Genomic DNA, 18673 nt, shown 5'->3' on the forward strand with positions numbered 1-18673 from the left:
TGAAGTGGGCACACACGGCTAAGGGGGCGAACGTGGCCACGGGGGATGGATCTACCACGCCGATGATGCTGAAATGCCATCGGTTCGAAGGCTACGAGTTGGCGGAGAAGTATTCCTGGATGCAGGACGGCTCCGGGGCTGCGGAAGCGGTCAGAGTGAGCGCCGCGATCAACGACCTGCACACCCTGATGGCCGAATCGGACCCGCAGCTGCGGTCGGCCCTGGCCAGAATCGGTGTCGAGTGGCACGGCGACACGGCACAGCTGTTGAGCTCGGCCATCGCCGAGAGCGCTGCCTGGTCGGTGCAGACCACCCAGACCGCCCAGGACGTCGTCGGACAGCTCGCGGCGGACGGCGAGGTCTTCGCCGCGACGAGGCAGGCGATCGATCAACCGGCGGACGTCGGAGGCTACGGGCTCGGCGATCGCGTGGTCGACGTGCTCGGCGGTCCCTTCGGCGCCGTGTCCGATCACCGGAAGCGGGCCGAGGAGGAGGCGGCCAAGGACGAGGCCGCCAACCGGGCGCTCTATGCCTATGAAGCACACAGCCACCAGACCTTGGCCGCGATCAGGACTCCGGAGGCCCCACCGACGATCGTCGTTGGCAGCAGTGCCGCGCAGCGCCCGACGATCTCCGAGCGGATCGAGATCGGTGACCTACAACAGCCGGGCGGCCACGGTGGTGGCGGCGGAACCGGTGGTGGCGGTGGCGGGCACGGCGGCGGTGGCGGTGGTGGAACCGACCACGACAACGGCGGGCATGGCGGCGACGACAACGACAGCGATGACGGTCGCGAGCCGGATCTTCCGCCGCGACCGGAGCCGCCGGAGGACGAACTGTCCGACCCGGTCCTGCCGCTGCCACCCGACGAACCCCCGGACTGCCCGGATACCCCGGAGTCCCCCTCGGATCTGGAGATGCCCGACTACCAGATTCCGTGGTCCGAGACGCCCTACCAACCAAGGCCGCCACTCGAAGAACCACGTCCGCCCCTCGAACAGCCCGATACCCAGGTTCCCGATCGACCGAGCCCGGAGGTCGACACCGCCGGATACGGCCCGCCGGGCGGTGGCGGGATGTCACGCCCGGACCTGCCGGTCGCAGGCGCACCGGGCTTCACCGCAGGTCAGGGGACGGGGACACCCGGTTCGGCGGGTCTGTTCGGCACGCAGGTCCCGATCGGCGGTCTCGGTTCTTCCGCTCCCGCCGCCGGCGGCGTGCCTGCAAGCCAGCCCCCGGCGCTCAACTCCCCACGCGCAACCATGGGGACCGCCGGCCTGGCAGGCGGTGCCGCTCCGAGGGGACAGGCTGCCGAGGAGGTCGAGGACCTGGAGCACACCGATCAGTACGCGAAACCGGACGACGGGTTCTTCGGGCTGGACGACCTGCCTGCGGTGGCACCGCCCGTGCTCGGCGAGAGGCAGGGGCCGTGGCAGTGAACTCCTCCCCCGTCGTGGACCGGGCTATCGAACTGTCGGTCGTCGAGTTCGACGTGTGCTGGGAGGCGGCCCGGCTAGGTGAGCGTCCGGTGCAGCTCAGAGGACCGAGCCCGGGGCGGACCGCCGAGGAACGCCGCCGAATCGTCCACGAGGCGATGAACGGGTTGCAGCGGCGAGAACTGGCCTCCGCAGGTAGGCCGTCCGATGAGCTGACCGAACTGTTGACCATGCTCAAGCACCATCGGTGGTCGGTGGACGCCTGGTTGTGGCTGGCCCGACCGGTCTCCGCGATCGTCTGCGTCGCAGGGCGAGAAGCCGTGCTTGCGGCCTTGGACGGGGCCACGGTGCGGCTGCAGGCGTTGCCCGACTATCGGGCCATCACCGGGCTCGTCCGGCTGGCGGGCTCCGCGAAACCGGGCGTCGGTGACTCGACGAGTCTGCGAGCCGACCTACTGCTGCGAATCAACAAGGAAGCCGACGGCGACCTGCACTTCCTCGCGGAACGTCTGATCGCGGCGGGCGAACGGCCTGCGACGGTGCGCTCCTTCCTCCGCATGATCGACGGCGCGGGAACTCACGGTCGGTTCGCCGCAGGCAAGGTCGATGCGAACGGACGACGGCGGTACGGCGATCGAGCCGTGGTCTTCCACGACACCCCGAGCGGCAGACACCTGCAGTTACACACGGGGTCGGGTTCCGACGCGTGGATCACGGTGTTGCCCGCAGACGAGGCGAAGGTCATCGCGGCCGTGCGGGAACTCGTCGATGAGTTGTAGCGATCAATCGAGCTGCATCGAGAAGGAGTCGAGTCGATGACCTCCACACCTACAACCGGAGGTGGTGCTGTGGACATCGAGGTGTCCGAGGAGACGGTCCTGGGTGTGCGCAGCGTGCTCCTGGCCGAGGCGGAACGCCTCCGGGGCGGGCTGATCCACCTGCACCGCGAACTGAATGTCGAGCCGATGGGTGGTGACCCGGTGTCTCTCGAGGCTGCGCCGATCTGGACGGGGAGATTGGCGGTCGATCAGGATTCCTATTGGCAGCGTTGCTGGGACTACATGGAGAGCCTCCGGCAGGCGGGCGAGGAACTCACCCAAATCGCCTTGACTTACGGCTACACCGAAGAAGAGATCAGCAACTCCTTCACGCCGGTCCGGGCGGGACTCGATGACTGAGCAGCGCACGGGACTCGCGATCGTCTGTGTCGTGGTGGGCGTATTGGCCGGTTGTTCGAGCCAGGACAGCGGGTCGGCAGGCCCGACTGCAGGACCGGACACGGCGGGCGGCGATCAGACCGCCCAGCCGGAGGTCGCGCCGACGGATTCGGCGGTGATCGAACCTGTTTCGAGGCCACAGGACATCGATGTCGCGGGGGTCGATTCGTGCACCCTGCTCACCGAGGAGCAACTGGCCGAGCTCGGCGCGTCGGATCCGCCGAGGGCCACGGACTTCGCCGAGGGCTACGACGACGGCTGTACCTATGGTGACTTTCTCGGGGACCCCGCGTTCAGCTATGTCCTCGGGACCGGATCCTCGTTGGAGTTCGATCGCTTCCAGGATTCGCCGAACTCCGAGGTACGGGCCATCGAGGTGCTCGGCTACCCGGCCTCGCAGCGCCAGTTGATCGGGGCCGAGGCGAATTGCATCGTCGATGTGAGCCCGTCAGAAGGACAAACCCTCTCGGTGCAGTACATGGACGACAGCTTCGAGGAGGGTGCCGAGGTCGTGTGCTCGAAGGCGGCCGACGCGGCGGGCCTGGCATTGGAGACGCTGCGCGCAGCAGGCAGTTGAGCACCGTACGCGGCCGTTATCGGCCGCTATGCGCCGACGGTCACCGCGTCGGCGGGGGCGTCGGCGGAGATGCGTGCGGCGCCGATCAGGCGATGCCGCAGACGTTGCTGCCGCAGCACTGGCCCGCGCAGCCGATCTTGCGGGCAGGCTTGTCCGGAACCAGGGCCGCAGCGCGGGTGCCCAGCACGCCACCGGCCGCGACCAGCCCGAAGACGCCCAGCACTCCGATGGCCAGCGCGACCCACTGCGCCGGTCCGGAGAGGCCGAGTAGCGCGACGGCGGTGAGGATGCCGATCACTCCGGAGACCATCGTCGGCAGGCCAGCAGCGCGGTTTCCCACCCGGAACGCCTCGTCACTGCGCAGCGTCGCGGGGGTGCGCACGCCTGCGAATCGATTTCTCGGCAGCTTCTCCTGCAGCCCACGCCAGCCGATGACCGCCAGCGCCGCGCCGACAAGGATTAGCACGACCGACACGGCCACGACGATCGGAAGCGGCACTGTGCCCGCCTCGGCCGTCGCTGCCTGCACGAACCCCTGACTGGACTCCGCATTCGTCACCCCAGCAGGGTAGGCGCCGGTCGATGACGGCCGCCGTTCACCCTATCGGTGCGGTGACCGTGGTCACGGCGGCGCGCTGCCTCGGCGCGGCAGCGGCCGTAGGCCCGGGGGCGGCTCCCGGTATGCTTGGGGTATGAGCACGGGTCGCCTGCTCCTTAGTTAGCCGTGTTGACCGGCTAGGCCGAGTCGACGCGGCAGCCCCTCTCGTCCATCAGGGCGGAGGGGTTTCGTCTTGTTCGGGGCGCACACGTAGCTGCCGAGGCGACCAAGAGGAAGGAACGGACCCATGGGTGAGGGCAATCCCCATCCCGTCACGCAGGACGAGACCCCGCCGTTCCGCTACACAGCGGAACTGGCCGCGCAGGTCGAGAGCCGGTGGCGGACGCACTGGGAACAGCATGGCACCTTCCACGCGCCGAATCCGGCGGGCGCGTTGGCCGAGGACGCCCTGCCATCGGACAAGCTGTTCGTGCAGGACATGTTCCCCTATCCCTCCGGCGCGGGGCTGCATGTCGGCCACCCGCTCGGTTTCATCAGCACCGACGTCTTCGCTCGTTTCCATCGGATGCTCGGCCGCAACGTGCTGCACACGATGGGCTTCGACTCCTTCGGGCTGCCCGCCGAGCAATACGCGGTCCAGACGGGTCAGCACCCCAGAATCACGACCGAACAGAACATCGAGCGCTACCTGGAGCAGATCCGTCGCCTGGGGCTCGGGCACGACGAGCGTCGGCGGGTCGCGACGACCGACGTCGAGTTCTACCGCTGGACTCAGTGGATCTTCCTGCGTGTCTTCAACTCCTGGTACGACCCCAAGGCACGCGACGGGCAGGGCGGCGCCCGGCCGATCGAGGAGCTGATCGAGCAGTTCGCCTCCGGTGAGCGGGCCACCCCCGACGGCTCGCCGTGGGCGGAACTGGACACCGCCCAGCAGCGCGCGGTGATCAACGACTACCGGCTGGTGTACCGGTCGGAGGCCCCGGTGAACTGGTGTCCAGGACTGGGCACCGTGTTGGCCAACGAGGAGGTCACCGCCGACGGTCGCAGCGAGCGGGGGAACTTCCCGGTCTTCCGACGCAATCTGCGTCAGTGGATGATGCGGATCACCGCCTACGCCGACCGGTTGATCGACGATCTGGACCGGCTGGACTGGCCGGACAAGATGAAGACGATGCAGCGCAACTGGATCGGTCGCTCGCACGGTGCGCGGGTTCGGTTCCCCGCCTCGGTGGCCGATGGGTCCGAGGAGAGCATCGAGGTCTTCACCACGCGGCCGGACACCCTGTTCGGCGCGACCTACATGGTCTTGGCGCCGGAACACCCGCTGGTGGACGTGCTGAGCACCAGGGTGTGGGGCCAGGATATCGACCCGCGCTGGACGGGTGGCGCGGAGAGCCCTGCCGAGGCGGTCACCGATTACCGGGCCAAGACGGCGCGGAAGTCGGAGTTGGATCGGCAGGAGAACAAGGACAAGACCGGTGTCTTCATCGGGGCCTATGCCACCAACCCGGTCAACGGCGAGCAGATTCCGGTGTTCATCGCCGACTACGTGCTGATGGGCTACGGCACCGGCGCGATCATGGCGGTCCCCGGCCAGGACCAGCGGGACTGGGACTTCGCGACCGCGTTCGGGCTGCCGATCATTCGCACCGTGCAACCGCCCGAGGGCTTCGACGGCGAGGCGTACGCGGGCGACGGGCCCGCGATCAATTCGTCCAGCCTGTTCTCGGTGAACCTGGATGGCACCGACATCGCCGAGGCGAAGAAGACCATCATCGACTGGCTGGAGTCCAACGGCTGGGGCGAGGGCACGATCCAGTACAAGCTGCGCGATTGGCTGTTCTCGCGGCAGCGGTACTGGGGCGAGCCGTTCCCGATCGTCTACGACTCCGACGATCAGCCGATCGCGCTGCCCGCCGATCAGCTGCCGGTCGAGCTGCCGGAGGTCGACGACTACTCGCCGAAGACCTTCGATCCGGAGGACGCCGAAAGCGAGCCGTTCGCGCCGTTGGGTCGGGCGGAGGAGTGGCTGACGGTCGAGTTGGATCTGGGCGACGGACTCAAGACCTACCGTCGAGACACCAACACGATGCCGCAGTGGGCCGGTTCCTGCTGGTACCAGCTGCGCTACATCGACCCGAAGAACGACGAGGCCTTCGTCGATCCGGAGAACGAGCGCTATTGGATGGGGCCGAGGCCCGAGATCCATGGCGAGTCGGACCCGGGTGGCCTGGACCTGTACGTCGGCGGCGTCGAGCACGGCGTGCTGCACCTGCTGTACAGCCGGTTCTGGCAGAAGGTCCTGTTCGACCTGGGCGAGGTCTCGGCGGTCGAGCCGTATCGGAAGCTGTTCAACCAGGGCTACATCCAGGCGTTCGCCTACACCGACTCGCGAGGGATGTACGTCCCCGCCGCCGAGGTCGAGGAGCGGGACGGCAAGTTCTTCTGGAATGACGAAGAGGTCACCCAGCAGTACGGCAAGATGGGTAAGAGCCTGAAGAACTCGGTCTCTCCCGACGAGCTGTGCGACGAGTACGGCGCGGACACCCTGCGGCTGTACGAGATGTCGATGGGGCCGATGGACGTCTCGCGGCCCTGGGCGACCAAGGACGTCGTCGGCGCGCATCGCTTCCTGCAGCGGTTGTGGCGTAACGCGGTGGACGAGACCACCGGCGAGGCTCGCATCAGCGAGGACGCTCCCGGCGAGGAGACGCTGAAGCTGCTGAACCGGACCATCGCGGGCGCGCACGAGGACTTCGCCGCCTACCGGTTCAACACGGCGGCAGCGAAGCTGATCGAGCTGAACAACCACCTGACCAAGACCTACTCGGCCGAGGCGGGCACGCCGCGCTCGGTGATCGAGCCGCTGATTCAGCTGTTGGCGCCGTTGTGCCCGCACATCGCCGAGGAGCTGTGGTCGAAGCTGGGCCACGGCGAGTCGTTGGCACATGGCCCCTTCCCGGTGGCCGATGAGAAGTACCTGGTCGACGACACGCTGGAGTACCCGATCCAGGTCAACGGCAAGGTGCGGTCGCGGATCACGGTCGCGGCCGACGCGGCCAAGGACGTCGTGCAGGCGGCCGCCTTGGCCGAGGAGAAGATCGTCGCCGCGCTGGAGGGGCGAGAGCCGAAGAAGGTGATCGTCGTTCCCGGGAAACTGGTGAACGTCGTGCTCTGAGGCTTCCGTCGCCCTGCAGTGGGCGATGAAGGTGGACTGCGCTGATCGGCCCGGTCGATGTTTCACGTGAAACATCGACCGGGCCGATTTTCGTCCGTCAGTCGTGCGATCCGGCCTGCTGGTCCGTGGATTCCTGCAGGAAGGCCATGTCCTGCACGAGTTCGGTCAGCATCGACTCGAAGAGTCGTTCCGCGTTGTTCACCGCGAAGGGGAACCGCCCGAACACCTCCAGTGCGACATGCCCGTACACCCGTATCCACCAGTTCAGCAGCGCATAGACCGCGGTGAGCTCCAACATCTGCGGCGGGACCACGATGTCCAGGCCCGCCATGCTCTCGACGACGGCGGTGCGCGCGACGATGAGTTCGGCTTCCAACTCCGGTGGAAACCGTTCTTGGGCGGGCATGGGCGCCTCGGTGGTGACGATATTCGCCACCAAGGCGAGGAATATCTGCCCGAATTGATCCGGGACCGTGCACGAGGGGTCGGAATCGGCGCGGGTATGGCGCGATGCGAAGACGAGTTCGAATTCCTTCGGGTGTTCCAATGCCCAGGTTCGGAGTCGCCGACAGGCGGCGAGCACCCGGCCGGGCAGGTCGGAGGTGTCGACTCGTTCGATCGCGGTCGTCAGTTCCGCCGCGAGTCGCAGACAGATGTCATCGCCGACCTGTCTCAGCAGGTCTTCGCGCGAGTTGTAATAGCGGTACAGCGCTGGCGCCGTGACCCCCAGTTCGCGGGCGATGGCTCGAAGGGTGACCGCGTGCTGTCCCTGGTCTACCAGGAGTTGTCGGGCGTGTTCGCGGATCTCCAGCTCGGTTGCCGCCCGAAGTCGCTCGCGGCGAGTGATCTCTGTCATGCGTCCCTCTTCGGGGTTGTAAACGCTGTTTACTGAGTTCTACAGTGTCCGACTGTAGGTGAACGTAATTCACCGCTTTTTACGTTGTTCACACAACTTATCCCGGTTGCGGCCGGCGATCCAATATGTGGAGGCCGACAGGTGTTCGCCAGATGGGGGGCCGCGGTACACCGTGCTCGGTGGACCGTGCTCATCACGATGCTCGTGCTCGCGATCGTCGGCGGCGGTTGGGGGCTCGGGGTCTTCGATCGACTGACCCAGGGCGGTTACGACGATCCGAACAGCGAGGCATCCGAAGCTGGCGAGATCGCCGCCGATGCACTGGACGGCCAAGCAGGCGACGTCGTCATCATGTACACCGTTCCGGATGGCCAGACACTGGACGACCCGGAACTCGCCTCGGCCGTCAACGACCACCTGGCCTCGCTGCCCGAAGCCCAGGTCGAGAGCGCGATCTCGTACTGGCAGACCGGCTTACCGCAGTTCGCCTCCGAGGACGGCGACGTCGGTCTCGCCGTGCTCGGCCTGGTGGGCGAGGACTCGGACGAGAAACTCACCGCCTATGAGGAGATCGCCGACGATCTCACCCTCGACGGCGTCGAAACCCAGGTCGCAGGCGCGGTCGTCGCGGAACACACCATCGGCATCCGGGCCGAGGAGGACATCATCGCAGCGGAGATCGTCTCGCTGCCGATCGTCCTAGTGCTACTGGTGGTCATCTTCGGTGGTCTGGTCGCCGCTTCGCTCCCGGTCATCGTCGGTGGCCTCGCGGTGTTCGGCTCCCTCGGCGTGCTCAATCTGATCGCGCAGTTCACCACGGTGAACGTGTTCGCGGTCAACGTCGCCAGCATGCTCGGCCTCGGTCTGGCGATCGACTACGGACTCTTCGTCGTCGGCCGATTCCGCGAGGAACGGGAAGCGGGCCGCGACACCTCGGACTCCGTGCGGCGCAGTGTGGCCACGGCCGGTCGGACGGTCGCCTTCTCCGCGGTGCTGCTGGTCATCGCGCTGTCCGGCTTGATGCTCTTCCCCCAGGAGTTCCTGCGCTCGCTGGCCTACGGCGGAATGAGTGCCGTCGCCATGGCCGCGGTGATGTCGTTGACCGTGCTGCCCGCAATGCTCGCGTTGCTGGGTCACCGAGTCGACAAGCTCTCGTTGCCCTTCCTCAAGCGCAGGCAGGGTCGCGACACCGGCGCGGGCTGGCGTCGGTTGGCCAACGGGGTGATGAAGCGCCCCGGGCTCATCGCACTGCCGATCACCGCAGGCTTGATCCTGCTCGGCTCGCCCTTCCTGAACACCCAGTACGGCATGCCGGACGAGCGGGTACTCCCGGCCGACGACCCAGCCCGGGTCGCCACCGAAGCACTCAAGGCCGACTTCCCGGCGATGGGCGGCGACGGCATCCAGGTGGTGCTCCAGGGTGACGGCGCGCCGCCTGCCGAGGCCGAGATCGGTGCCTATCTCGCCGAATTGGGCCAGGTCAACGGGATCGAGTCCGCCGCGCCCGCCGGTGCTGCCGGCGAGGTCGTCGTGTTGGAGGCGCAGGTCGACTCCGACCCCTTCGGCGACACGGCCAACCAGGCGGTCCGCGACATCCGGGCTCTCGATGCTCCGACGGACACCGAGGTGCTGGTCGGCGGCATCACCGCTGCCAACCTGGACAGCCTGGACGCCACCGCCGAGATGTTGCCGTGGATGGCGTTGCTGTTGGTCGGTGCGACCCTGATCCTGATCTTCCTCGCCTTCGGCTCGGTGCTGCTGCCGATCAAGGCCGTGATCATGAGTGCCCTGAGCCTCTCGGCCACCTTCGGCGTGTTGACCTGGTTGTTCGTCGACGGGCACGGTTCCGGCCTGTTGGGCGTGACACCGATGCCGATGGAAGCCGGAATCGTGGTGCTCATCGCCGCGATCGTGTTCGGGTTGTCCACCGACTACGAGGTCTTCCTGCTCTCGCGCATGGTGGAGGCCAGGGCGAACGGTGCCACCACCGAGGAAGCAGTCCGCACGGGTCTGGTTCGTACCGGCCGGGTGATCAGCGCCGCCGCCTTGCTGTTGGTCGTGGTCACCGGCGCCTTCGCGTTCTCCGGCATCCAGATGATGCGGTTCATCGGCGTCGGGATGATCATTGCTCTCATCCTGGACGCGACGATCGTGCGAATGCTGCTGGTCCCCGCCGTGATGAAGCTCCTCGGCGACGCTGTCTGGTGGGCCCCCGGCCCGCTCAAGCGGCTACAGGAGCGCGTCGGGCTCTCCGAGGTCGAGAAGCCCGAGGAAGCCGAGGCCGAGACCGCGAGTGCCGGAGCGGGATCCCGGTAGTCCAGCGGAACCGATTCGTGGTCGACATGATTCGGCGACGGAGATCGAGCATGCTTGGGGTCATGACCGAGGTTGTGTTCTACGCCAGGCCAGGGTGCCCGTTCTGCGTGATGCTGCGGGCTGACCTGCGTCGTCGGAAACTGCCGTTCCGCGAGGTGAACATCTGGGAGGACCCGGAGGCCGCTGCGGCGGTCCGCGCGGTCGCTGACGGGAACGAGACGGTGCCGACCGTGAATGTCGGCGAACGGTGGATGGTCAATCCCTCCGGCAAGAAGGTGATCGCCGCCGTCGAGGAGCAGGCACCGGAGTTGTTGCCCGGCAATTGATGGCGGCTGGGGCGACCAGCCGAGTAAGACCGTGAGAGATGGGGCCGAAAGGATCGCTTTCGGCCCCATCTCCTGTGTCTGCCATCGGTTGCGGCCGGTCTTCGTAGAGCTGCAGGGGCGATGCCGACCGCGTCGGGGGGCTCCACGGAAGGCATCGCCAACCGGCTTCGGCCCGCAGGACGATGGAAATGCCGGTCGAAGTGAACCGACGCGGCCGGCCGACGGCCGGATCCCTGCTTTTGCAAACTTCTGCCGCCGGTGCACCGAGTTCTGCATCACGTGCGGCAACCTCGGATGGCGGTCATCCCGTCGGCCCGTGCCTGGCCTGCCGCCGAAGGGCTAAGGAGGGGCGGCGGTGGTAGCGCTCCGCGCTGCACTAGCGTACGGAGCCGCGTACAAGTGACGGATTGGTCTAGGCCCGGTGAACCGTTGATCACTAAACCGGTAAAGCGGTCGCAAAAGCTTGTGTATTCGATTAACCATCCCGTGTAATCGTTACCAGGGCGACGAGGTCATGACACTCCGTGTCGACACTCTTTCCAATATCGGATTCGTCGTAGACCTCACGAGGAGCGCGCAGTGGCGACCATGAAGGACGTGGCGCAGGCGGCAGGCGTGTCCACCGCCACCGTCTCTCGCGTTCTCAACGGTCACCCCGCGCCCACCGAGCAGACCCGCAGGCGGGTCGCCGAGGCGATCGAGGCACTCGGTTACCGACCCAACACCCTGGCCCGATCGTTACGGCTGCACACCACGCACACGCTGGGCCTGGTGATCTCCGACCTGACCAACCCCTTCTTCGCCGAGGTGGCCAGAGCGGTCGAGAACGAGGCGAGGGAACACGGCTACAGCGTCGTCGTCGGCAACGCCAACGAGAGCGTCGAGCAGCAGCGGCGGTACGTGCGCACCCTGTTGGATCGTCGGGTGGACGGGCTGCTGGTGTGCCCGGCCACCGACGAGGGCGATTGGTTGGCCGAGGCCGCCGAGACCGGGGTGCCGCTGGTGCTGCTGGATCGTCGGATCGCGGGCTCGGTCAAGGTCCCGGTCGTCCGAGTCGATGGCACGGCGGCACTGGACAATCTCGCCGCGCACCTGGTGGCCTTAGGCCATCGACGTATCGGAGTGATCGCAGGCCCGGCGGAGGCCAGCACCGGCCGGGAGCGGCTGGACGCGTTCGCCGCCGCCCTGGGTTCCCGAGGCGCGCCGCTGGCGGAACGCTTGGTCGTCTACGGCGACTTCCAACGGCCCAGCGGTGCCTCGGCGGCGCACACCCTGATGTCCGGGCCGAATCGGCCGACCGCCCTGGTCGCAATGGACAACCTGATGGGCCTCGGCGCTCTGGAACAGCTTCGTGCCATGGGCTTCTCGGTCCCCGGCGACGTCGGGCTCGCCGTCTACGACGACCTGCCCTGGTTCTCGTTGCTCGAACCGGCGATCACCGCCATCGCCCAGCCCACCGATGACCTCGGTCATGCCGCCGTCCGTGTCCTGCTCGACCTCATCGAGCGGGGCAACGCGGAGAACGTGGTGCTGGATGCGGAACTGGTCATCCGCAGTTCCTGTGGAGAACGGGCCGAACACGGCCGAGGAGAAGGTGTATGACCTCGCATGACCCCTTGCACCATCCGGCGGGCCCTGTCCTGCTCGAGGTGCGTGACATCACCAAGCGCTTCACCGGGGCGTTGGCCCTCGACGAGGTGGACTTAGCGGTCCACGCGGGCGAGGTGCATGTCCTGTTGGGTGAGAACGGTGCGGGCAAGAGCACGCTGATCAAGATCCTGGGTGGCGTGCACAGCCCGGACAAGGGCGAGATCCTGGTCGACGGCAAGCCAACGACCATCCGATCGCCCGGGCACGCCAGGAAACACGGCATCGCCGTCATCCACCAGGAGTTGACCCTGGTCCCTCGGCTCTCGGTCGCGGAGAACCTCTTCCTGGGTCGGGTGCCCCGCCGGTTGGGGATCGTGGACAAGCGACGGATGCTGCGGGATGCGATCCCGTTGCTCCAGCGGGTCGGGCTCGACGTCGATCCGCGCGTCGCGGTGGACACCCTCGGCATCGCCCAGCAGCAGATGGTGGAGATCGCCAGGGCATTGGACGAGGACGCGCGGGTGTTGATCCTCGACGAGCCGACGTCGGCGCTCACCGCCACGGAGACCGACCGACTGCTGGAGATCATGGCCGAACTGCGCCAACAGCAGGTCGGATTGGTCTTCATCACCCATCATCTCGACGAGATTCAGCGCATCGCCGATCGGATCACCGTGTTGCGGGACGGTCGCGGTGCAGGCGTGCTGCCCGGCGGCTCCTCGGTCGATCTGATGGTGCGGACGATGGTGGGCCGGGACATCAACGACCAGTTCCCCCGGCATCGGACGTCTACCGGCGGGCCCCTGCTGAAGGTGTCGAAACTGACCCGCAAGGGCGTCTTCAGCGATATCGACTTCGAGGTTCGGGCCGGGGAGGTCGTCGGTATCTCCGGCCTGGTCGGCGCGGGCCGGACCGAGGTGGTGCGAGCCATCTTCGGCGCCGACCGCTATGACTCCGGCACCGTCGAGGTGGCCGGAACCGTGCTCCCCGGCGGGAATATCGGTGCCGCCATGCGCGCGGGGATCGGGCTGGTTCCCGAGGACCGCAAGGGCCAGGGACTGGTGTTGAACTCCTCGGTCGGCGAGAACATGGGCCTGGTCACGCTGCGCTCGGCCACCTCGGCCGGGCTGGTGGATCGCAGCGGCCAAGCGCGTCGAGCCGCCGAGATGGCAGGCAAGCTCCGGGTCAAACACTCCGGTGCGAACCAGACCATCCGCGAACTCTCGGGTGGCAATCAGCAGAAGGTCGCCATCGGCAAGTGGTTGCTGTCCGACCCCAAGGTGCTGATGCTCGACGAGCCGACCAGGGGAATCGACGTCGGCGCCAAGGTCGAGATCTACGAACTCATCAATGCGCTCACCGACTCCGGACACGCGGTTCTGCTGGTCTCCAGTGAACTGCCCGAGGTCATCGGCATGAGCGATCGAATCCTGGTGATGGCGCATGGCCGCATCACCGGCGAGCTGCCCACCGACGGTGTCACCCAGGAACAGGTGATGGCGCTCGCGGTGGCGGCCAGGGAAGAGGAGGACCTGGCGTCATGACCAGTGCCGAGAAGACCGGAAGCCGCACCAAGGGCGGCTTCGACCTCAGCAAGCTGCTCGGCGAGAACGGTGCCCTGCTCGGGCTCCTGGTGCTCGCGGGTGCGCTCTGGCTCATGGTGCCGAGCTTCGGCTCGCCCCAGAACCTGCTGAACATCGGCGTCCAGGCTGCCGTGGTGGCCGTGATGGCCTTCGGTGTCACCTTCGTCATCATCTCCGGCGGCATCGACCTCTCGGTCGGCAGCGTTGCGGCGCTCTCGGCGATGGTCGGTTCCTATTCGGCAGCCGAACTCGGGCTGTCCTCCGAGTTAGCCCTGATCATGGGCCTGCTGACCGGTGTGGCAGCCGGGTTGGTCAATGGAATGCTGGTCAGCTTCGGCAAGCTGCCCGCATTCATCGCCACGCTCGCGATGCTCAGCATCGCCCGAGGGCTCACCCTCGTGGTCTCCGAGGGCAGGCCGGTCGCGACTCCCGAGTCGATCAGCTTCCTCGGTTCGACGCTCGAACTCGGATCGTTCCAACTTCCCGTGCCGGTCATCATCCTGCTCGGCATGTTCCTGGTGACCGGTTTCGTGCTGGTCAGGACCTACTCCGGCCGTGCGATGTATGCGATCGGTGGCAACGAGGAGGCCGCACGGCTCTCCGGGATCAACGTGCGCAACCAGAAGCTCGTCGTCTACGCACTGTCGGGCCTGTTCGCCGCGATGGCGGGCATGATGCTCGCCGGCAGGCTCTCCTCGGCCGGACCGCAGGCCGCCGAGGGTTACGAGCTCGATGCCATCGCGGCGGTCGTCATCGGCGGCGCCTCGCTGTCCGGCGGGATCGGACGCGCGACCGGAACCCTGGTCGGCGCACTCATCCTCGCTGTGCTGCGTAACGGACTCAACCAGCTGCAGGTCTCGTCGTTCTGGCAACAGGTCGTGATCGGCGTCGTGATCGCACTGGCGGTCCTAGTGGACACCCTCCGCAGACGCGGCAGGTGATTCGTCCCGGCTGATGCCGGGCGGGGAACTCGGGGCGACCCGAGGAAGGAGAAAAGTGCAGATGCGAGGGGTACAGCGAGCGGGAACGACCGCTCTCACCGTCGCCGCTCTCGGGTTCGTCGCAGCCTGTGGCGGTGGCGACGCAGAAGGCTCCGGTGGCGGCGACGCGGAGTTCACCATCGGACTGTCGGTCTCGACCTTGAACAACCCGTTCTTCGTCGACATCGAGCAGGGCGCACAGGAGGCTGCCGAGGAGTTCGGCATCGAGCTGATCGTGCAGGACTCCCAGAACGACCCGGCGACGCAGATCAGCCACGTCGAAACCTTCGTCACCCAGGGCGTCGACCTGATCCTGATCAACGCGGTCGACTCCGACCAGGCCACCGCCGCAGCGGCCGCTGCCGCCAATGCCGACATCCCGGTGATCGCGCTCGACCGGTCGATCACCGACGGCGAGGTCGTCCAGGAGATCGTCTCCGACAACGTCCAGGGCGGTGAGCTGGCCGCCGATGCACTGGTGGAGGCCGGTGTCGAAGGCGACGTCATCATCCTGCAGGGCGTGCCCGGTTCCTCGGCCAGCCGGGAGCGTGGCGAGGGCTTCGGCAACGGCGTCGAGGCGCACTCGGAGTTGAACGTGGTGGCAGAGCAGCCCGCGAACTTCGACCGCACCGAGGGCTTGGACGTCATGACCAACCTCCTGGAGTCCAACCCCGACGTCTCCGCGGTCTTCGCCGAGAACGACGAGATGGCACTCGGCGCGATCCAGGCGCTCGGCGAGCGGGCAGGCGAGGACGTGCTGGTCTTCGGCTTCGACGGCACGCCGGACGGTTTGGACGCGATCGTGTCCGGGACGCTGGCGGGCACCATCGCCCAGCAGCCCGAGGAGATGGGCTTCCAGGCCGTGGAGCAGGCGCACACCCTGCTCGACGGTGGCGAGATCGAGCCGAAGATCCAGATCGAGGTTCAGGCGGTCACGCCGCAGAACGTCGAGCAGTACACCCCCTGAGCCGGCGATGACCAAGCAGGCAGACGTGGTGGTGATCGGTTCGGCTAATGCCGATCTCGTGGTCACGGTCGATCGTCGACCGGCGGCGGGCGAGACGGTGCTGGGCGACGACGTGACGACGATTCCCGGTGGGAAGGGCGCCAATCAGGCGGTGGCGGCGGGCAGGCTCGGCGGTGCGGTCGCACTGCTGGGCGCTGTGGGCGCCGATCAGTACGGCGAGCTTCTTCGGGAATCGCTGCGCGCGGCGATGGTCGACACCTGTCTGCTGCGCACCGTCGAGCGGCCCACCGGTAACGCGTTCATCACCCTGACCCCCGATGGGGAGAACACCATCGTGGTCTCGCCGGGAGCGAACGCGGCGGTGTTGCCCGCCGATGTGGTCGAAGCGGCTTCGGCGCTGGCTGCGGCGAAGGTGGTGGCACTGTCGCTGGAGATTCCGCTGGAGACGGTGCGCCACGCCGTCGCAGCGGCCTCGGCCGCCGGGGCACGGGTGTTGTTGAACCTGTCCCCGGTGGCTCCGCTGGACGAACAGACCCTGCGGCAGCTCGACCCCTTGGTGGTCAACGAGCACGAGGCCGCGTGGTTGCTCGAGGAGCGGGCGGCAGCGGATCCGGCGACGACCGCGCGGCGGTTGTTGGAGCTCGGCGTGCGATCGGTGGTCGTCACGCTGGGTGCCAGCGGTGCCGTCGTCGCCGATTCGACGGGGACCACCGCGATCGATGCGCCCCGGGTGCGTGCGGTGGACAGCACGGGTGCGGGTGACGCCTTCGCCGGTGCACTGGCCGTCGGTCTCGCCGACGGTCGGTCGCTGGTCGAGGCGGCCACCTTCGCGGCACGGGTGGCGGCGACCGCCGTGACCCGGCCGGGTGCGCAGCCGTCCTACCCGACGTTGTCGGAGGTGATCTCGTGAAGCGAAGCGGAATCCTGCATGCGGAACTGAGTGGGGCGTTGGCCCGGCTCGGTCACACCGACAAGGTGGTGGTCGCCGATTGCGGGCTGCCCATCCCGGCGGGACCCACTCTGATCGATCTCGCATTCCGGTTCGGAGTGCCGTCGTTCCTCGAGGTGCTGGACGGCCTGCTGGCCGAGGTGGTCGTCGAGGGCGCGGTGGTGGCAGGCGAACTGGCCGCCGGGAATCCGGTGATCGCCAGCGGCGTGGCCGAGCGTCTCGGCGAGACCGAACAGGTACAGCACGAGGAGTTCAAGAGCCTCGTCGCGGGCGCCGCGCTGGTGATCCGTACCGGCGAGGCGACGCCGTACGCGAACGTCATCCTCCGGTGCGGCGTTCCGTTCTGAGTTCGTAGTGTTGCTCGGCTGGCCGTCGCGTCGAATCCTCGACAGCGGCGGTCACGCCGGGCACACCGACTTCCGGCAGCCCCCTTACCACGCTCAGACAGCGGTATGGTCTAGACCATGGCCGTCATCAGTCTGCAAGGGGTAGGGGTCAGCGCCGGGCAAGCGGCCGGACCGATCGTCCGGGTGGCCGAACCGTTGCCGCCGCCCCCGACCGGTCCCGCCCCCACCGATCCCGAGGCCGAGGCCGCGCGGATCGGTCCCGCCGCCGAAGCGGTGGCAGGCGAGCTGACCACCCGCGCCGCGCGGCTGGACGGCGAGCCGAAGGCGGTACTGGAGACCACGGCGGCGATGGCCGCCGACCCCGCCCTGATCTCCTCGGCCGAGGCCTTGGTGCGCGATGGTGGATTGCCCGCCGCCCGCGCGGTGTACGAGGCAGCCGAGAAGTTCGCCGCGGACCTGCGCGCCCTCGGCGGCTACCTCGGCGAACGGGCCAAGGACGTGCTCGACATCCGCGACCGGGTGGTCGCAGAGCTGTCCGGTGCGCGGCCCCCGGGAGTCCCCGACCTGCTCGAACCGGCCGTCCTGGTGGCGCGCGATCTCGCCCCCGCCGACACCGCAGACCTCGACCCCACGCTGGTCCTCGCGCTGGTCACCGAGGAGGGCGGGCCGACCAGTCACACCGCGATCCTGGCCAGAGCACTGCGGATTCCCGCCGTGGTGGCCTGCGCAGGTGTCCTCGAACTGGATGACTCCCTCGGCCTCCACATCGACGGCGACACCGGCACCATCACCGTGCAACAGGGCCCGATCGAGGTCCATGCGGTCGAGCGGAGCCCGGAACCGACCTGGTCCGGCCCGGGACGCACCGCCGACGACGTCCCCATCCGGCTGGTGGCCAACGTGGGTTCGGCCGCCGACTCGGCCTCGGCCGCCGAAGCGGGCGCGGAGGGAATCGGACTGTTCCGTACCGAGTTCTGCTACCTCGACGCCGAGACCGAGCCGACGGAGTCCGCGCAGCGCACCGCCTATTCCGAGGTGCTCGGCGCCTTCCCCGGCAAGCCGGTGGTGGTGCGGAGCCTGGACGCCGGCTCGGACAAGCCGCTGCCCTTCCTCACCGGTGCCGGTACCGAGCCCAACCCGGCGTTGGGGGTGCGCGGTTTGCGGCTCGGTCGGGTGGAGACGGGAGTGCTCGACCGACAGCTGGCGGCCATTGCGGGTGCCGAGGCCGATTCCGGGGCCGTCGTCTCCGTGATGGCCCCGATGGTGGCAACCGCCGAGGAAGCCGCCTGGTTCGCCGATCGGGCGCGGGCCGCCGGAATCTCCCGAGTCGGCGTCATGATCGAGATTCCGGCTGCGGTGCTCACCGCCCGCGAGGTGTTCGAGGTGGTCGACTTCGTCAGCGTCGGCACCAACGACCTGGCGCAGTACGTGTTCGCGGCCGATCGGATGCTGGGTTCGCTGGCCACACTGAACGACCCGTGGCAACCCGCCTTGCTGCGCTTGCTGGCCACCCTCGGCGATGCGGCTCGGGAGACCGGTTTCCCGGTCGGTGTGTGTGGCGAGGCCGCAGGCGACCCGTTGCTCGCCCCGGTTCTGGTCGGATTGGGCGTCACCAGCCTGTCGATGACCGCAGGAGCGCTGTCCTCGGTGGGCAACCGACTCGCCTCGGCGACCTCGGCGCAGTGCGCGGAAGCGGCGCGGATCGCGCTGCGTAGTCCCGACCCGACGGCTGCGCGCGCGGCGGTCCGGGAATCACTCGGCTGACCTACCTCGGGCGGGGTCGTCGCGCGGG

The 18673-nt window shown here is 67.9% G+C and carries 16 protein-coding genes; 14 read left to right on the plus strand and 2 right to left on the minus strand.

Features of this window, described 5'->3' with window-relative positions:
- The first annotated feature begins 98 nt into the window (after window positions 1–98).
- From BKA25_RS00205 to BKA25_RS00220, 4 genes are read left to right on the plus strand one after another with little or no spacing between them, the layout of a single operon-like run.
- Window positions 99–1439: a hypothetical protein gene (locus BKA25_RS00205; protein WP_184285069.1), complete on the plus strand. Its 1341-nt coding sequence runs from the start codon at window positions 99–101 to the stop codon at window positions 1437–1439.
- Window positions 1430–2215 carry an ESX secretion-associated protein EspG gene (locus BKA25_RS00210; protein WP_172803886.1) on the plus strand — a complete coding sequence of 262 codons (786 nt, stop codon included), beginning with the start codon at window positions 1430–1432 and terminating at the stop codon, window positions 2213–2215. Before BKA25_RS00205 ends, BKA25_RS00210 begins: the two co-directional genes overlap by 10 nt.
- Window positions 2216–2251: 36 nt before the next feature.
- The gene (locus BKA25_RS00215) at window positions 2252–2614 is read left to right on the plus strand and encodes a hypothetical protein (protein WP_157421330.1); all 363 of its coding nucleotides are present in this window, start codon (window positions 2252–2254) and stop codon (window positions 2612–2614) included.
- A complete protein-coding gene (locus BKA25_RS00220; RefSeq protein WP_069853054.1) occupies window positions 2607–3230 on the plus strand; it encodes a DUF3558 domain-containing protein in 624 nt (207 codons plus the stop codon). The genes BKA25_RS00215 and BKA25_RS00220 overlap by 8 nt, the downstream gene beginning before the upstream one ends.
- Before the next feature lie 85 nt (window positions 3231–3315).
- Here BKA25_RS00220 and BKA25_RS00225 read toward each other — a convergent pair whose 3' ends face one another.
- Window positions 3316–3789 (minus strand): SdpI family protein, encoded by a 474-nt coding sequence (locus BKA25_RS00225; RefSeq protein ID WP_311734441.1) that lies wholly within the window; start codon window positions 3787–3789, stop codon window positions 3316–3318.
- Between the two features lie 286 nt (window positions 3790–4075).
- Between BKA25_RS00225 and leuS the strand changes: the two genes are divergently transcribed.
- Window positions 4076–6967 carry a leucine--tRNA ligase gene (gene leuS / locus BKA25_RS00230; RefSeq protein WP_069853052.1) on the plus strand — a complete coding sequence of 964 codons (2892 nt, stop codon included), beginning with the start codon at window positions 4076–4078 and terminating at the stop codon, window positions 6965–6967.
- Window positions 6968–7064: 97 nt separating this feature from the next.
- On the opposite strand, the gene BKA25_RS00235 is transcribed toward leuS, so the two are convergent.
- The gene (locus BKA25_RS00235) at window positions 7065–7823 is read right to left on the minus strand and encodes a TetR/AcrR family transcriptional regulator (RefSeq protein ID WP_069853051.1); all 759 of its coding nucleotides are present in this window, start codon (window positions 7821–7823) and stop codon (window positions 7065–7067) included.
- 141 nt (window positions 7824–7964) lie between these two features.
- Between BKA25_RS00235 and BKA25_RS00240 the strand changes: the two genes are divergently transcribed.
- The 9 genes from BKA25_RS00240 (at window position 7965) to BKA25_RS00280 (ending at window position 18645) form a co-directional block, all read left to right on the plus strand.
- Window positions 7965–10139 carry an MMPL family transporter gene (locus tag BKA25_RS00240; protein ID WP_069853049.1) on the plus strand — a complete coding sequence of 725 codons (2175 nt, stop codon included), beginning with the start codon at window positions 7965–7967 and terminating at the stop codon, window positions 10137–10139.
- Window positions 10140–10201: 62 nt separating this feature from the next.
- Window positions 10202–10465, plus strand: a complete 264-nt coding sequence (locus BKA25_RS00245) for a glutaredoxin family protein (protein ID WP_069853048.1) — start codon at window positions 10202–10204, stop codon at window positions 10463–10465.
- Between the two features lie 588 nt (window positions 10466–11053).
- Window positions 11054–12067, plus strand: a complete 1014-nt coding sequence (locus BKA25_RS00250) for a LacI family DNA-binding transcriptional regulator (RefSeq protein WP_221312504.1) — start codon at window positions 11054–11056, stop codon at window positions 12065–12067.
- Window positions 12064–13599, plus strand: coding sequence for a sugar ABC transporter ATP-binding protein (locus BKA25_RS00255; protein WP_069853044.1), 1536 nt, complete (start codon window positions 12064–12066; stop codon window positions 13597–13599). The genes BKA25_RS00250 and BKA25_RS00255 overlap by 4 nt, the downstream gene beginning before the upstream one ends.
- Complete coding sequence (locus BKA25_RS00260; protein WP_069853042.1) at window positions 13596–14579, plus strand: ABC transporter permease; 984 nt, start codon at window positions 13596–13598, stop codon at window positions 14577–14579. Before BKA25_RS00255 ends, BKA25_RS00260 begins: the two co-directional genes overlap by 4 nt.
- A gap of 61 nt (window positions 14580–14640) precedes the next feature.
- Window positions 14641–15585, plus strand: a complete 945-nt coding sequence (locus BKA25_RS00265; RefSeq protein ID WP_069854198.1) for a substrate-binding domain-containing protein — start codon at window positions 14641–14643, stop codon at window positions 15583–15585.
- A gap of 7 nt (window positions 15586–15592) precedes the next feature.
- Window positions 15593–16495 (plus strand): ribokinase, encoded by a 903-nt coding sequence (locus tag BKA25_RS00270; protein WP_069853040.1) that lies wholly within the window; start codon window positions 15593–15595, stop codon window positions 16493–16495.
- The gene (rbsD, locus tag BKA25_RS00275; RefSeq protein ID WP_069853039.1) at window positions 16492–16881 is read left to right on the plus strand and encodes a D-ribose pyranase; all 390 of its coding nucleotides are present in this window, start codon (window positions 16492–16494) and stop codon (window positions 16879–16881) included. Before BKA25_RS00270 ends, rbsD begins: the two co-directional genes overlap by 4 nt.
- 117 nt (window positions 16882–16998) lie before the next feature.
- Window positions 16999–18645, plus strand: coding sequence for a phosphoenolpyruvate--protein phosphotransferase (locus BKA25_RS00280; protein WP_069853037.1), 1647 nt, complete (start codon window positions 16999–17001; stop codon window positions 18643–18645).
- Window positions 18646–18673: the final 28 nt, after the last annotated feature.

The sequence above is a fragment of the Actinoalloteichus hymeniacidonis genome (assembly GCF_014203365.1).
GTDB lineage: Bacteria > Actinomycetota > Actinomycetes > Mycobacteriales > Pseudonocardiaceae > Actinoalloteichus_A > Actinoalloteichus_A hymeniacidonis.

Excerpts from the sequence above, each read along its gene's own strand:
- BKA25_RS00215 (WP_157421330.1), top strand. The coding sequence starts at position 2,252 with ATGACCTCCACACCTACAACCGGAGGTGGTGCTGTGGACATCGAGGTG.
- BKA25_RS00220 (WP_069853054.1), top strand. The coding sequence starts at position 2,607 with ATGACTGAGCAGCGCACGGGACTCGCGATCGTCTGTGTCGTGGTGGGC.
- leuS (WP_069853052.1), top strand. The coding sequence starts at position 4,076 with ATGGGTGAGGGCAATCCCCATCCCGTCACGCAGGACGAGACCCCGCCG.
- BKA25_RS00235 (WP_069853051.1), bottom strand. The coding sequence starts at position 7,823 with ATGACAGAGATCACTCGCCGCGAGCGACTTCGGGCGGCAACCGAGCTG.
- BKA25_RS00245 (WP_069853048.1), top strand. The coding sequence starts at position 10,202 with ATGACCGAGGTTGTGTTCTACGCCAGGCCAGGGTGCCCGTTCTGCGTG.
- BKA25_RS00250 (WP_221312504.1), top strand. The coding sequence starts at position 11,054 with ATGAAGGACGTGGCGCAGGCGGCAGGCGTGTCCACCGCCACCGTCTCT.
- BKA25_RS00255 (WP_069853044.1), top strand. The coding sequence starts at position 12,064 with ATGACCTCGCATGACCCCTTGCACCATCCGGCGGGCCCTGTCCTGCTC.
- BKA25_RS00260 (WP_069853042.1), top strand. The coding sequence starts at position 13,596 with ATGACCAGTGCCGAGAAGACCGGAAGCCGCACCAAGGGCGGCTTCGAC.
- BKA25_RS00265 (WP_069854198.1), top strand. The coding sequence starts at position 14,641 with ATGCGAGGGGTACAGCGAGCGGGAACGACCGCTCTCACCGTCGCCGCT.
- BKA25_RS00270 (WP_069853040.1), top strand. The coding sequence starts at position 15,593 with ATGACCAAGCAGGCAGACGTGGTGGTGATCGGTTCGGCTAATGCCGAT.
- BKA25_RS00280 (WP_069853037.1), top strand. The coding sequence starts at position 16,999 with ATGGCCGTCATCAGTCTGCAAGGGGTAGGGGTCAGCGCCGGGCAAGCG.